The following is a 14,546-nucleotide window of genomic DNA, read 5'->3' as shown; positions in this document are numbered from 1 at the left end:
GATCCTTACCTGTCCGGTTTTAAGGAAGCGCCGGGACCGTAGTATCTCAGAACAAACATGGTGATGTCGTCGGACTGGGGCACATCTGCCGAGAATGTCCTGATCTCTTTGCGGATGTCATGCAAAAGCTTTTGCAGTTCCTGGTTTTTGGCCTGCATGGCCGTCTGCAGCAGCCTTTCATCGGAAAAGAGTTCCTGTTTCTGGTTCATGGCTTCGGTAACGCCGTCGGTATACAGAAAAAGGCTTTCACCAGGGTTCAAGGTTACCAGAAGCTCCCTGTAGGGCAGGTCTTCCATGGCCCCGGCCACAGGGCCGCTTATGCCCTTGACAAAAGAAAGCCCGCCCTGGGCATCCATGTGTATGGGCAGATTGTGACCGGCATTGGCGTATCTGATCTCGCCGGTGGACATGTCCAGGATGCCGATAATGAGGGTGACAAACATGCTCTTGGGGTTGTCCCTGCTCAGGTCGTTATTCACCCGGGCCATTATCCCTGCCGGGGACTTTTCCTTGGCGGCATGGCTCTGGATGAGGGTCCTGGTAATGGCCATATACAGGGCCGCTGGCATGCCCTTGTCTGATACGTCTCCCACTGTAAAACACAAATGCTGCTCATCCAGCAGGAAAAAGTCATACAGGTCGCCACCCACCTCCCTGGCAGGCTCAAGAATGGCGAAAAGATCAAACTCCCTGATGTCCGGGAAGGCCGGAAACTTCCTGGGCACTATGCTCATCTGAATGTCTCTGGCCAGGGAGAGTTCGCTTTCGTATCTCTCCTTGGCTGCAGTGGTTTCCAGGAGCTTGCGGACATTTTTTTTGAGCTCTTCCTGCATGTATACAAATGAGCCGGCCAGCTCGCCCACTTCGTCATGATGCTTCCTGGTCAGGGCAATGATCTTTTCCGACTCAAAATCGTCCGAAGCCAGGTCTTTGCCCGCCAGATCCCGGGTGTGCCCGGCCAGCAGGGACAAGGGCCTGGATATGTGGCGCACGAAAAATACGGCTGCCAAAGCCCCCAAAAGGAAAATGCCGGCAATGAGCCACGACTGTCTCTGGACCATGCCCTGGGCAGGGGCCCTGATTTCGGCCTCGGGGATCATGGCGCTCAAGTACCAGTCCAGAGGCCTGAAGTACCTGGTCAGGACAATCATGTATCCCTGACCGGTATCCAGGGTGCTGCGGCCGGTTTCGCTCTGGAGACTTTGCCGGGCCAGACCGGGCAGGTGAGGGGCAAGCTCCTCTTCATGTGCAGGTTCGTGGGGCGGGACCACCATCTCCCCGTCCTCCCGGAAAATAAAAAGTGATCCGCTTTCAGCCAGGCTGACCTGCCTGAACTGATCCTGCAGCTCCTGAATCAGTTCCTGCATGCGGTCCTTTTCAGCCTCTTCAATGGAGGATATGTCCACGAATGCCCCCAGGACCCATTCCAGCCCGGGAAAACTGCTCAGGTAGGCCAGGTTCTGGTCCTTTTCAGTCTCCTTTGATTCCGGGGAAAAGACAATGTATTGCCTGCGGGGGCTTTCTTCCCTGTTCACGGCATCTGAAATGGGTTCTCCCCTTAAGTCCTGCATCTGGTCCAGGTTTCGTCCCTTAAGGCCTTCCCGGGAGGAAAAAATAATGTCTTGGCCTGGATCAGCGACAAAAAATTCAGTGTCGCCTTGCCCAAGGGCCTGCAGCCACTCTAAGAGTTCATCCTTGCCGGATTTCTCGAATTCCCGGGCCGGGGTCTCTACCGGTGCCTCAGGCAGGTCCAGGCCTGAGAGGATCATGCGTACTTCGCGGTGCAGTCGGTCTTTGGCCCGGTCAATACTGCTGACCCGGTCGAAGATAAGTCCCCTGTAGACTCCCTGGATATTGAGAAAGACGGAGTTGAGGATGTTTTCGGCATTGTTCTGTTCCAGCCTGGTCACTTCCCTGCCTACATCACGGTGCGTGAAATAGATGATGACTGCAGCAGTAAGCAGCAGGATAAGAGCAATAATGGCAACAAGCCTGGAGCGCATGGTTTTGAACATAATAAATGCTTGCGGGGTTGCTGCCTTACATTTGCGAAGCGTTTTAAAACTCTATCCCTTTGCGGGCGGGGATGTTCTGCTCGAAGTGATGTTTGATCAGGTGGATTTCCGAAACCAGGTCTGCTCTGTCTTTGAGCCAGTCCGGCAGGTCCCTGCCGGTGAGTACCAGAGTGGTGCCGCTGTTTGCAGCCCCGTCCAGGATAAATTCCAGCTCCCGGCGGTCGATCAGTCCCCGGTTCAGGGCGTACAGAGCCTCGTCCAGAACCAGCATTTGAGCTTTTCCCTGTATTTTTTCCCCGGCCCAGTCCACCAGGTCCAGGGCCTTGGCCCGATGGCGCTCATGATCGTGCCCGTCACGGTAAAAGCCTTCTCCGGAAGCCAGAAACATGCCCGCGGGCAGCAGCTTTTTCAGAATTTTCTGCTCTCCGGACTGGGAATCACGCTTGAAGAACTGCCCGAAACCAACGCTCAGTCCGGCGCCCAGAGCGCGCAGTGCCTGGCCCACGGCGGCCGAGGTCTTGCCCTTGCCCTCCCCGGTGTAGACCAGGATCAGGGCCTGTTTTTCAGATTTTCCTCCCACTCTTTGATCTCCTGGATGATTTGCTCTTCCCCGGGCACTTTTCGGCCCTGCATGAGGACGCGCCCGTTGCAGATGGTGGTGTCAATGCATTCGCTGGAAGCGGAATAGACCAGGTTGGATATGAGATCGTGTCTGGGTATCAGGGTGTGATGGTCAAGGTCCACCAGGATGCAGTCGGCCAACTGCCCCACGGCTATAGTCCCGGCTTCCAGGCCGAAAATCTCCCCCCCGTTTATAGTGGCGCATTCCCAGGCTTCCTGGGCCGGGAATACGGTTGGCTCCCCGGTGGAACTCTTGCCCAGCAATGCCCCGGTCTTTATCTCCTGGAGCATGTCCAGGTTGTTATTGGAGGAGCAGCCGTCAGTGCCCAGACCTATGCAGATATTTCTCTTACGCATATCCTGATATGGAAAGAGTCCTGAAGCCAGTTTCATGTTGGAGACGGGATTGTGCACCACCTTGACCCCGTGCCGGGCCAGCATGTCCATTTCCTTTTCAGTCAGCCATATGCTGTGACAGGCGATTACGTTGGGTCCCAGAAAACCTATGCTTTCCAGATATTCTACCGGCCTTAGACCGTTTTCCTGCAGGCAGTCTTCAACTTCTTTCCGGGTTTCAGAGACATGGATGTGTATGAGCAGGTCATGTTCTCTGGCGAACTCGGATACCCAGACCAGGGAGTCCCTGGACACGGTATAGATTCCGTGCGGCCCCAGACAGAAAATAATTCTTTCATGTCTGTCGTTTTCTCTGAAGAACTTCCTGGTGCGGGAGCGGAACTGCTTGGCCTTGGCCGGGTCGCCGAAATCAATGAAAACAGAGGACAGGGCCGCACGGATGCCCATCTCCTCCACCGCTTTCAGGGTGGCCGGCATATGCCAGTACATGTCGCAAAAAAAGGTGGTTCCTGTCTTGATCATCTCCAGACAGGCCAGCTTGGCCCCGATATAAACGTCGTTAAAAGTCAGCTGGTGTTCAAAGGGCCAGATATGCTGGGTCAGCCAAGTATGCAGGTCCAGGTCGTCGGCGTAGCCGCGAAGCAGAGTCATGGCGGCGTGTGTGTGTGAATTGATAAACGAGGGCAGTATGGCCTTGTCCCTTCCGTCCAACACCTGAGCCTCTGGTTCTTCCAGGCCGGGGGCGATATCCTGGAATCGCCCGTTTCGGATCAGGACGTCAACGATACGGTCTTTCAACAGGACGTCTTTTATAAGCAGTGAAGACATGCCGTTCTCCTGAAAAATCCGGGGTTAACAGCTGGAACAGTTTCCGCCGGCACACCCGCCGCATCCGGAACTTCTGGAGGTTATGGCATTGGCCGAAGGGCTGCCCTGGACCACCGGCCCGCCAGTCCTGAACTTGCAGGCGGATATGAGTTTCTGGGCATTGGATCCCCTGCATCCGGGGCAGGTTACTGTTTCGTCCTCCTTGAGGATAAGTTCTTCAAATTCTTGTCCACAATCCACACATACAAACTCATGTAAAGGCATTTATGTTTCCTCCATTTTTAGCGCTACTGCGAAACTTTTCAAGCTTTGCTGTTTACAGTCATCGGGGACAGGCACCCCCGCACTTATTTTTGTGTCGGAATCGGTATCGGAATCGAAAATACCGGACAGCGTCGCACTTGACTGTGCCTAACGGATTTGATTCCGACCTCGACCCCGATACCGATACCGACCCCGATGATAAGCGTAAGCACAGATGCTTAAGTGCTCAGGGGCAATTTTTTCGCTTGGGTTGCGGGCATGGGCCACATTAAAAAGTAAGTGCGGAACAGTCCCCTGGCCTGCTCTAAATCCCAGAATCCCGGCATTTCAGCATCCCTGACCCTTTTTCGATTCCTGTGGTTTTTCAAAAAGGTAGTGATCCACAAGCATGCAGAGGATGTGCCCGGCGGCAATGTGCACCTCCTGGATGATGGGGGTTGATTCCTCGTCCACCACGAGCAGGTGAGAGCAGCATGCCTGCATGGGCTCCCGGCCCTTTTTACCCGTGAGCCCCACTGTGACCATATCCAATTCCAGGGCCTGATGCAGGGCCTTGTTGATATTGTCGCTGCCCCCGGAGGTGGATATGCCCACCAGGATATCCCCGGAGCGACCCAGGGCCTTGACCTGCTTTACGAATACCTCGTGGAAATGATAATCATTGCTTATGGCTGTAAGTATAGAGGTATCCGTGGTCAGGGCAATGGCCGGCAAAGGTGGCCTTTCCAGAAGAAAGCGGTTTACGAATTCAGCCGCCAGGTGCTGGGCATCGGCCGCGCTGCCGCCATTTCCGCAGAAAAGCACCTTGCCCCCGGCCACCATGCTTGCGGCGATTGTTCTGCTGATGGCTGCAAGTTCTAAAGCGTTTTTCTCGAAAAAAGCGTCCCTGGCCCTGGACCCGTCCCGGGCGTGGGCATGAATAATATCCAGGCTTTTGTCCTGCATGAATTCTCCTGGAAAGAAATTGGCGGTCTGCGCACGGGCTATTGCCCGGGCGTTCTTGATCCCGGGTTATCGGCCCCGGGGTGTTTATAGGCGGTACAAAGACTTTGGTCAATTCCCATGCCTGTTCAAATTTGGATGGAGTTGGCCCTTTTCTTTTGCCGCTGATTCAATTATTCAATATTGACAGCTTCATGGCTAAGTGATGCCAGGGTCTATCAAGTGTCGCAGAACAAAGAAAAAAAGATACTGCAGCAATCCACCTGTCTGATTTTAATCGGTATGCCGGGTTCGGGCAAGTCCACCCTGGGCAGGATTTTATGCGCAGACAGAAGGTGCGCCTGGGTTGATACGGATTATCTGATTCAGGCCTGGTGGGGAATGCCCCTGCAGGCTGTTTTAGACCACCTGGGCCTGGAGGGATTTCTTGATGCCGAGGCGGAACTGGTAAGTTCCATAAATCTGCATCAGGCGGTCATTTCCACTGGAGGAAGCGTGGTTTATCGCCCCCGGGCCATGCAGCACCTGGGAAGCCTTGGCCGCATAGTTTATCTCAGGGCCGGACTGGAGGTCATTTCTAAGCGTATCAGCGATGCCCGGGACAGGGGCATGGCGGTGCAGAAGGGTTTCAGCCTGGAGCAGGTATACCGCCAGCGCAGGCCTTTGTATGAAAAATATGCCCAACTGGTCCTGGATACGGATAAAAAAAGCCCGGAGCAGTGTGTAGAGGTTTTAAGACAGTGGCAAAAATTAAAAAATTGATGCCCAGGGTGGTTTTCAATAAGCTTGAGAAGCTGTACCAGGAGATGCAGAACAGTTATGATCAGGTAGCAGCCGAAACCGGGTTTACCTGCGATGGGTGCCCGGACAACTGCTGCAACAGTTTTTTCAGGCATCATACCAGGGTGGAATGGGCCTATTTCTGGAAAGGCCTGGAGCAGTGCCGCCCGGAAATACGCCGGGAGATCGTGGAGCGGGCCGGGGAATACGTGGAACAGATGAACACCGACCTGTCCCAGGGCAGAGATCCCTTGATCATGTGCCCGGTAAACTTTGATGGCTGGTGTGTTTTGTACCATCACAGGCTTATGATCTGCCGCCTGCACGGGGTGCCCAGCACCCACACCGCTCCCGGGGGGCGCTCCCGGGAATTTCCGGGGTGCTTCAGGTGCCGGGAAAAGACAGAGCATCTAAGCCATGTCCCCAGGCTGGACCGGACCAGGTTTTATCATCAGTTGGCCTGGCTGGAGCAAAGCTATGTTGGTCCAAAGATAGTAAAAATGGACAGGGTTAATATGACTTTGGCGGAGATGATTATGCATGGACCGCCTTTTAAGCAGTAATTGATGGATTTAGAATTAAGGAATTAAGGAATTAAGGGATTTATGGATTGGGGGATTGGGGAATTGAGGAATTCAGGAAGATTATTGGTTATGTAGCAGGGGTTGTCAGCAGGGGGTGACGGGCGGAGGTCCTGTTGCCGGGAAAAGCAAACCAACGGGGGCTACAATGGATAAAAGCATGCCCAGATACATTCTGCTTTTGTGTATTATAATGATGTTGGCCGGATGTTCGTATATGAGCGTGAAGCATCTGAGTTCCAATCCACTGAGCTTCGACCAGGAGGAGGAACTGCAGATGCGCTACTGGGACTTTGCCTACGTAAATAAGGTGAAGAATGATCACTACCATATCCAGGGCACTGCTTATCCCAGGCAGGAAAACCTTCCCGGGTGGGGCAAATGGATGCACAACCTGTGGATTACCGCCTATCTAAGTGATGATGATGGCCGGGTACTGGCTAGAGATCTCAGGGTGTATCCTACCCAGGAGCTGGATCCGCAAAACGGGGTACCCATGGATTTCAGGCTCAAACCGGACAAAATGCCTGGATCAGAGGACATATATATCACTTTCGGGTATCGGATGCAGTTGACCGAGGACCGGTATGTTGACCCGTCCTCGCAAAGACCTCTAACCGGGGAAAAGAGCGTGTTTTTTGCAAGCGAAAAGGCTCTGGCCAGGTGATGCCTGCTTTAAGCGGCCGGACCGGGCTTTACGGCAATTGATATTGATCTAATTTTCAATATGTTCCAAGAGGCAAGCAATGTCCCAGGAAGAAGATTTTTTGCACCAGGAGCAGCTGTGCATACTGGAAGAAGTGGAGAAAGGCTTCAATATAGGCATCATCGGTACGGGTACCGGGTTTGAATCCATCCTGCAGCTGACCCGCAACCCTGACCTGGAAGAGTTTTTTCCCAGGCTCAATCTTGTCGCCCTGTCCCAGCCCTACTCCAGGGACAGGCGCCTGCGAAAAGCCCTGGAAATGGGGGTGAAGCTCTATGAATCCCACCATGATATGCTCAAAGCCCACCCGGAAATAAATCTGGTCATAGAGCTGACAGACAAGCAGCACATGGTCAAAAAGCTGCGCAAGAGCCTGCCGGCGAATATCTCCATGGTGGATCACAATGCTGCCACCTTTCTTTGCGGGATGCTCATCATGGCCGAGGTGAGCAACAAGTGCAGGCTGAATCTAAAACAGCAGAGGGCGCTTTTTGAAGCGGTTACAGACCAGATCCAGGACGATATACTGCTTCTTAATACCAGCGGGGTCATCCAGGATGTGAACATGGGCGTCGTCAAAAGGATGGATAGAAAAAAGGAGGACATTATAGGCAAACACTGCTGGGAACTGTTCGCCTGCAGCGATGCCTCCTCCGGACCGGGTTTCAACGGCACCGAATGTCCTTTCCGCACGACCATGGAAGAGCACCGGCCTGCAGAAGCCATGCAGACCTGGGTGGATGAGCAGGGACGAGCCCATTATTTCAGGATCTATACTTATCCTGTGTTTGATGCGGCAGGGCAGCTTTCCAGGGTGGTGGAGATGCGCCGGGACATCACCGTACGTACAGAGATGGAAAAGCGTCTGCAGCAGTCGGAAAAGCTTGCAGCCATAGGTGAACTGTCCACCTATATCGCTCATGAAATCAGAAACCCTCTTTTTGCCATTGGAGGTTTTGCCAATGCAGTGCTCAGAAATCCTGATCTGGACGCGGTTTCCAGGGACAAGGTCAACATAATTCTGCAGGAATCAAAGCGCCTGGACAGGATTCTCAAGAGCATAATCAACTTTGCCCGCCCAACTGAGCCTGTTCAGCAGGAAGTAGATGTAAACGGGGTGGTCCAGGAGGTCATGCAGCTTTTTAACTTAACCTGCAAGGAGCAGGATGTAAGCATTGAAATGGAAATGCCCCCGAATATGGCCAAAGCCAGGGGAGACCCGGAACTGCTCAAGCAGTGCATTATTAATCTGGTGAAGAATGCCCTGGAAGCCATGCCCGAGGGAGGTACATTAGGCCTGGAGACTTTTGTGGAGTGGGAGTTCGTGGTGATTGAGGTGAGCGATACCGGTAAGGGCATTTCCAAGGAAATACGGGACAAGATTTTTAACCCCTTCTATTCCACCAAAGAGAATTCAGGAGCAGGTCTGGGCCTGGCCATGACCAAGAAAATTCTGGATGACATGGGCGGAAAGATAGATGTGCTCAGCCTGGAAGGACAGGGAACAAGCATAACCATTCGTCTGCCCCTGTTCCCGGCCATGCCCGAGGATGAGAAATAGTCTGTCCTGTGAAGTGTTCCTGCCCGGCAGTTGCCGGAACATGTCTGATTATAGTCCAAGGAGTCGGCAATGTCTGCTAAGTTAAAAAAGTTTATGCTTTGTCTGACGGCACTGGTGGGAATAAGTCTTGTGGCATCCTTCAAGGCCCAGGCATCTCCCAGGGAGGTTCTGATCTTTCCCGATTCCGCCCGGGTCTGGGATGCCGGGAAGTTTGAAGTGCAGGAAAGAGAAGGCCGGACAGCAGTGAGGCTGGAGCTCCCGGCCCAGGCTGATCCTTCCACTCTGCTGGTGCGCCCTGAAGCTCCGGAAGATCTTTCAGTGGCAGATGTGCAGTGGTCCAGGACAGACCCGGAAGATTCCAGGCGGGTCCGGGAGCTTAGACAAAAGCTCCAGGAGCATGAAAGCAGCAGACAGAAGCAGGAAGCTGTCCTGAAGGCTTACCAAGCCCGGACAGCCTTCTGGGAATCCCGCAGGGATCACCATGAGGAAGCAGACCGGATGGACCAGGCGGCTGCCAAAATCTTTGAAGCTTTGAAGCTTGCTTATCTGGAGAAGTCCGAGGCTGGGAATGAACTGGAGGAGATTGAAAAAAGAATCCAGGAGCTGCAGGACAGACTGAGGGAAATTACGGGTCCCGAGCACAAGACCTGGGAAGTGCTGGTGTTTCTGGAAGGTGCAGACAGCTTGGAAGCTGCAGGTATAGCCTTTGATTATATTCTGTCCGGGTGCGGATGGGAGCCTGAATACCGGCTGCAGGCGGATTCCGCCGAGGGCGGGGTGCAATTTACCTGGAATGCCAGGGTCTGGCAGAGCAGCGGCCATGACTGGCAGGATACCCGCATCAGTCTGGCCACCCTGGAGCCGCAGACTGACCTGGACCCTCCCCGGATTCCGGACTGGATTGTCCGCCCAATACCGGAAGCAGGCCTGCCCGGACCCAGGGACGTCAGGATGTCTGTAATGGAGGCTGCCGCGGATAAAGCACCGGTCCAGGAGCGCCGGGGACAGTTTTCCGTCTGGCATCTGGGAGAGCAGGATCTGGCAGCCGGGGAAAGGCCCAGGATAAAGATCCACGAGGAGACCTGGCCTGCAGAGTTTGTACGTCTGCTGCGCCCCAGCAGAAGCAACAATGCTTTTTTGCGGGCACAGTTGGATCTGGATAAGGTTCAGAACATTCCGCCAGGCGAGGCCGTGTTTTTTCATGACCAGGCCATGGTGGGCCGCCGGGATTTTAGTTTTACTGGAGCGGAGAAAGAGATTTATTTCGGCGAGGATCCCTTTGTTACTGCAGAGACCATCACCAAAGCCAGTGCCTCAGGTACCAGGGGGATTATCCGGGAGCGCCAGACCTACAGGTGGCATTTCCTGGTGAATGTGCACAACCATCACGACCATCCCGTGCGCATCAGGCTGGAGGAACCAAGACCGGTTCTCGGTGACGACAATATGCAGGCATCATTCGACCTGACCCCTGAACCGTCGGAAGAAACAGAGTCCTTGTTCATCTGGGAAATGGATCTGGGCGGGGGAGAAAAGGGCGAGGTGGATCTGCAGATGCAGATTCAGGCACCCGGGGATATGGATGTGGACTGGGGCTGGAGAAGCAGGTAGCTGTTTTCGGTCTCAATGTTTACCTTCTTCCCTGTGCCTGAAGAACATGTCCAGGCATAAAACGCTAAGGGCCGCCGTTTCCCAGCGAAGCACACGGGGGCCAAGGGAAGCGGGCTTGAAGCCGGCCTGCATGAGCACCTGCAGTTCTTCCTGTGTAAGTCCTCCTTCAGGTCCGATGGCCACCACCCTGTCCGGTTCTGGGCCTGCCTGGTAAAGACTCACTAGGTCGTCCTGGCATTCCTGCTCCCACAGGGCGATTCTTACAGGTATATTACGGGCGTATTGCACCAGTTCCTGCACATTCCCGGAAAGAAACACAGGCTCAGGGAACCAGGGGTTGCGGCTTTGTTTGGCCGCCGTGACTATTTTTTTATGCCAGTTTTGGTAACTGGCATTGTCCATCCTGCCCTGGCTGTTTTTGCCGGTCCAGAAAACAAGCCTCCATACTCCAAGCTCCACCGCCTTTTCCAGAAGCCAGGAGCGGCGGGAACTTTTGTTCCAGCCCAGAGCCAGGTGCAACCTGGTCTGCGGTTTTGGCACCCTCCAGATATTTTCCGGAAACAAACCGGCTTCTTTCCTGCTGCTGGTACGGACCTCGAAAATACCCAGTCTGCCCCGCCCATCCAGGACACGGATCTTTTCACCGGCACTAATGCGCAGCACCCGGCTTAAATGGTGTGCTTCATCAGACTCCAGGCAATAAGGCTCCTGCCACTTTTCCGGGGGTAGATAAAAGGTGTGCATTGACAGTAGGGCTTGGTTGTTACTTGCAAAGAATGTTTTCCAGGATGAAGTTACTCACCTTCTGTCCGGCTTCCTGCAGGCTCAGGTGGTCGTTTTCCAGGGTCATTTCGGCTTCCGGGTCCACCTCGAACTCCTGGTCCACACCGATGACCATACCCAGTCCGGGAAAATCCCGGCCGGTTTTTTTCCTCTCCAGGGCTTTGTCATAAAGCTCGGCCATGACCTGCCCACCGGGCCTGGAGCGCTCCCTGTGCATGGCTGTGTCCAGGGTGCAGTAGATATGAATTTCAGCAAAAACAGGGACCCGGTCTCGAACTCTTTTGCGCATTTCAAGCCTGGGGGCGGTGGCGTCCATAAGCACCAGGCGGCCCTGCCGGGCGTACTCTACTGCTTCCCTGGCAAAAAGCCCGTAAGCCTTTTCCCGTTCCTCCCTGGTGTATTCGGGCCTTGGAAAATATTGCTTGCGCCGGTCATCCATGCGAAGCAGAACCGGGTCAAAGCCTTTGTCCCGGAGCATGGACAAAACGAAATCGCAGATGCTGCTTTTGCCACATCCGGGCAGCCCGGTAAACCAGATGACTGTTCCGGGTTGTTGCGGATCTCTGCCTGTATTTCCATTCAGCCAGGATGCTGCACAAAAAAGGCCTGTTGCGACAGCGGCAAGTGTCTGCATGAGCCTGAACCCCCCCTTGGCTTTTGAAAAGTTTCAGATGCATTTATGTTGTTCAGCTTATCAGGGCCTGCCCTGCAGGGCAACTTTATTTCCCGGCCTGTGGTCCTGGACATTACGTAACCATTCAGGGGATGCCGGAAACACGCCTCTGGCATGACTGGGGACAGTCCCCGCGACACCTTTTCTCCTCACAAATACAAAAATTACAGACGCGAGTTTTTGTGAACCTGCACATTTAGTACTTAGCGAGGGACAGTCCCCACTCACGCCAGAGGCGTGAGTGCCAGTAATCAACACCCATGATCCCCTGAATGGTTACGACATTGCAGAGGAATTGTATGCTGCCAGGATGTCAGAGGAAGTTTATTTTTAATTATAACAATATGTTGGATGAAAATCGATATTTTTTTGAAAATTATCCTTGACAGGGGTTGCCGTATTCACTTAGTTATCTCGCAACGCACATATCAAAATATCTTTATATGGAAATAAGTTGGATATCGTTAGACTGTTTAAATCCCTGGGCGATGAAACCAGGCTGCGTCTGCTGCACCTGCTGCTGCACCATGAGCTGAATGTGAACGAGCTGGTTCGCATCATGGACATGGGTCAGTCCCGCATTTCCAGGCACCTGAAGATCCTGGCGGACTCCGGGCTTCTGCAGTCCAGGCGAGACGGCAGCTACATATATTACACAAGGGCCGGGGGTGCGGATCTTGCTCATCTCACTGACTTTATAATTCAGGCCGGCGGATCACGGCAGGATTTTGCTGCTGACCTGGAAAAGACTCAGGAACTGCTGGATGAGCGCAAGCACAGGGTCAAGACTTTTTTCAACAGCCTTGTGGATGACTGGGATCTTTTAAAGCAGGAAGTGCTCGGGGACTTCAGCTTAAAGCGCATCGTAGCCCGGGAGGCCCAGGGAGCAAATACGGCAGCGGATCTCGGGTGCGGCACCGGGGAAATGCTTTTGGAGCTGGGCAGGCATGCCCAGCGGGTCATTGGAGTAGACAGTTCCGCCGGAATGCTGGAAAAGTCCAGGCAAAGGCTTTCCGGGTCAGGGGTAAATGCAGACCTGCGGCTGGGGGAACTGGAGCACCTGCCTATCAGAAACGGAGAAACCGACCTGGTGGTCATGGAGATGGTCCTGCGTCATGTAGCAGTTCCCTTAGAAGGGATAAAAGAGGTCAGCAGGGTCCTGGAACCGGGAGGGCGGTTTATCATGGCCGACTTTGACCGGCACGACCAAGAAGAGATCCGCTACAGGTATGGCGGGGTCTGGGCAGGCTTCGACAGGGAGCAGCTCAGGCAGTGGCTGCAGCAGGCCGGGCTGGACCTTCTGCAGCTGGAACAGCACTGGGTGCAGCAGGGACTAGGCGTTAATGTATGCCTGGCTGTCAAGCCGCAAGGTCCTTCCGGGAAAGAAGTTTTTACAGGGTAAACAAAAAATTACATAACACCAAACCTAAACAAGGAGAAAACAAAAATGGACAAAGGAAATCATTACGAAGTCAAAGACATGTCTCTGGCATCCCAGGGCCATAAGAACCTGGAACTTGCCGAACTCAACATGGGAGCCCTGCTCAAGGTCAGGGAGCGCTTTGCCAAGGAAAAGCCCCTGAAAGATATCCGCATAGGACTGGCCCTGCACGTGACCAAGGAAACCGCCATTCTGGTGCGCACCCTCATCGCCGGCGGCGCAGATGTGGCCATCACCGGCTGCAACCCCTTGTCCACCCAGGATGACGTGGCTGCTGCCCTGGCTGATGAAGGGGTCAAGGTCTGGGCCTACAAGGGCGAAACCAAGGAAGACTATTACCGCTATATCAACAAGATTATCGAGTTCAAGCCGCATATCACCATTGATGACGGCTGCGACCTGGTTTCCGAAATACATAAGAACCATGCCCATCTGATCCCGGATATCATCTGCGGCTGCGAAGAAACCACTACCGGCATTATCCGGCTCAAGGCCATGGAAAAGGACAACGCCCTGAAGTATCCCATGATTGCGGTCAATGACAACATGACCAAGCACCTGGTGGACAATTACTACGGCACAGGCCAGTCCACTGTGGACGGAATCCTGCGGGCCACCAACGTACTGCTGGCAGGCAAGAACTTCGTGGTTGCCGGCTATGGCAGCTGCGGCAAGGGCGTGGCCAAAAGAGCCCAGGCCATGGGAGCCAACGTCATCGTCACGGAAGTGGATCAGTTCTGCGCCCTGCAGGCTGCTTACGACGGTTACAAGGTAATGAGGATGGAGGATGCAGCCAAGATTGGAGATATCTACTGCACAGTCACCGGCAACAAGCATGTCATCCGCATGGAGCATGTAAAGAATATGAAAAACGGTTCCATCCTTTGCAATTCCGGACATTTCGACAACGAAATCGATATTCCGGCACTGGAAAAGGGAGCCGAGTCCAAAAGAGAGGTGCGTACCTCCATGGATGAGTATATCGTTGGCGGCAAAAAGATCTTTGTTCTGGGTGAAGGCCGTCTGGTCAACCTTGCTGCTGCCGAAGGCCATCCCAGCGAAGTAATGTCCACCTCCTTCTGCGGACAGGCCCTGGCCTGCGAATACGGTGTACAGAACAGGGGCAAAATGGAAAACAAGGTACTGCAGCTGCCGGTGGAGCTCGATGACGACATTTCCGGGCTGCAGCTTACTGCCATGGGCATTGAGATTGATGAATTGACTCAGGAACAGAAAGACTACCTGGATTCCTGGGAAGAAGGCACGTAAGCAGAGGTCGGAAGTCAGAGATCAGAGGTCAGGGGACCTCGTCCAGCACTTGACTTGAGCGAGTGGTTTAGTCCTCGGGGCGCAGGCCCCTCTGGGCCGCAGGCCGAGTTTGGC

Annotated in this window: 14 protein-coding genes; 7 read left to right on the top strand and 7 right to left on the bottom strand. The window is 54.0% G+C overall.

Annotated elements, in window-relative coordinates:
• Positions 1 to 5: 5 nt before the first annotated feature.
• The 5 genes from DTHIO_RS09095 to DTHIO_RS09075 all read right to left on the bottom strand — a co-directional run bounded on the left by DTHIO_RS09095 (position 6) and on the right by DTHIO_RS09075 (position 5,030).
• Positions 6 to 2,015: a SpoIIE family protein phosphatase gene (locus tag DTHIO_RS09095; RefSeq protein WP_008870015.1), complete on the bottom strand. Its 2,010-nt coding sequence runs from the start codon at positions 2,013 to 2,015 to the stop codon at positions 6 to 8.
• A 43-nt stretch (positions 2,016 to 2,058) separates the two neighbouring features.
• Positions 2,059 to 2,595, bottom strand: coding sequence for a cob(I)yrinic acid a,c-diamide adenosyltransferase (locus DTHIO_RS09090; RefSeq protein ID WP_008870014.1), 537 nt, complete (start codon positions 2,593 to 2,595; stop codon positions 2,059 to 2,061).
• Entirely contained in the window at positions 2,565 to 3,821 is a 1,257-nt protein-coding gene (locus tag DTHIO_RS09085) for an amidohydrolase (protein WP_008870013.1), read from the bottom strand. The genes DTHIO_RS09090 and DTHIO_RS09085 overlap by 31 nt, the downstream gene beginning before the upstream one ends.
• Before the next feature lie 24 nt (positions 3,822 to 3,845).
• Positions 3,846 to 4,085 (bottom strand): FmdB family zinc ribbon protein, encoded by a 240-nt coding sequence (locus DTHIO_RS09080; RefSeq protein WP_008870012.1) that lies wholly within the window; start codon positions 4,083 to 4,085, stop codon positions 3,846 to 3,848.
• A gap of 327 nt (positions 4,086 to 4,412) precedes the next feature.
• Positions 4,413 to 5,030 carry a D-sedoheptulose 7-phosphate isomerase gene (locus DTHIO_RS09075; RefSeq protein WP_008870011.1) on the bottom strand — a complete coding sequence of 206 codons (618 nt, stop codon included), beginning with the start codon at positions 5,028 to 5,030 and terminating at the stop codon, positions 4,413 to 4,415.
• A gap of 219 nt (positions 5,031 to 5,249) precedes the next feature.
• Between DTHIO_RS09075 and thrB the strand changes: the two genes are divergently transcribed.
• The 5 genes from thrB to DTHIO_RS09050 all read left to right on the top strand — a co-directional run bounded on the left by thrB (position 5,250) and on the right by DTHIO_RS09050 (position 10,266).
• Positions 5,250 to 5,789: a homoserine kinase gene (gene thrB, locus DTHIO_RS09070; protein WP_008870010.1), complete on the top strand. Its 540-nt coding sequence runs from the start codon at positions 5,250 to 5,252 to the stop codon at positions 5,787 to 5,789.
• Positions 5,789 to 6,370 carry a hypothetical protein gene (locus DTHIO_RS09065; RefSeq protein ID WP_008870009.1) on the top strand — a complete coding sequence of 194 codons (582 nt, stop codon included), beginning with the start codon at positions 5,789 to 5,791 and terminating at the stop codon, positions 6,368 to 6,370. The genes thrB and DTHIO_RS09065 overlap by 1 nt, the downstream gene beginning before the upstream one ends.
• 235 nt (positions 6,371 to 6,605) lie before the next feature.
• Positions 6,606 to 7,055, top strand: coding sequence for a hypothetical protein (locus tag DTHIO_RS09060; protein ID WP_144311496.1), 450 nt, complete (start codon positions 6,606 to 6,608; stop codon positions 7,053 to 7,055).
• Positions 7,056 to 7,134: 79 nt separating this feature from the next.
• Positions 7,135 to 8,655, top strand: a complete 1,521-nt coding sequence (locus DTHIO_RS09055) for an ATP-binding protein (RefSeq protein ID WP_008870007.1) — start codon at positions 7,135 to 7,137, stop codon at positions 8,653 to 8,655.
• 69 nt (positions 8,656 to 8,724) lie between these two features.
• Positions 8,725 to 10,266: a DUF4139 domain-containing protein gene (locus DTHIO_RS09050; protein ID WP_008870006.1), complete on the top strand. Its 1,542-nt coding sequence runs from the start codon at positions 8,725 to 8,727 to the stop codon at positions 10,264 to 10,266.
• A 12-nt stretch (positions 10,267 to 10,278) separates the two neighbouring features.
• On the opposite strand, the gene DTHIO_RS09045 is transcribed toward DTHIO_RS09050, so the two are convergent.
• A complete protein-coding gene (locus tag DTHIO_RS09045; RefSeq protein ID WP_008870005.1) occupies positions 10,279 to 11,010 on the bottom strand; it encodes an RsmE family RNA methyltransferase in 732 nt (243 codons plus the stop codon).
• 19 nt (positions 11,011 to 11,029) lie between these two features.
• Positions 11,030 to 11,683, bottom strand: a complete 654-nt coding sequence (locus DTHIO_RS09040) for an adenylyl-sulfate kinase (protein ID WP_008870004.1) — start codon at positions 11,681 to 11,683, stop codon at positions 11,030 to 11,032.
• Positions 11,684 to 12,176: 493 nt separating this feature from the next.
• Here DTHIO_RS09040 and DTHIO_RS09035 point away from each other — a divergent pair, with 493 nt between their 5' ends.
• Positions 12,177 to 13,124, top strand: coding sequence for an ArsR/SmtB family transcription factor (locus DTHIO_RS09035; RefSeq protein WP_008870003.1), 948 nt, complete (start codon positions 12,177 to 12,179; stop codon positions 13,122 to 13,124).
• A 45-nt stretch (positions 13,125 to 13,169) separates the two neighbouring features.
• Complete coding sequence (gene ahcY, locus DTHIO_RS09030; RefSeq protein ID WP_008870002.1) at positions 13,170 to 14,432, top strand: adenosylhomocysteinase; 1,263 nt, start codon at positions 13,170 to 13,172, stop codon at positions 14,430 to 14,432.
• The last annotated feature ends 114 nt before the right edge of the window (positions 14,433 to 14,546 follow it).

Source organism: Desulfonatronospira thiodismutans ASO3-1 (assembly GCF_000174435.1).
GTDB classification, from domain to species: Bacteria; Desulfobacterota; Desulfovibrionia; order Desulfovibrionales; family Desulfonatronovibrionaceae; genus Desulfonatronospira; species Desulfonatronospira thiodismutans.
Note: the sequence above shows the minus strand (reverse complement) of the source record. Positions and strands in the feature narration are given on the sequence as shown.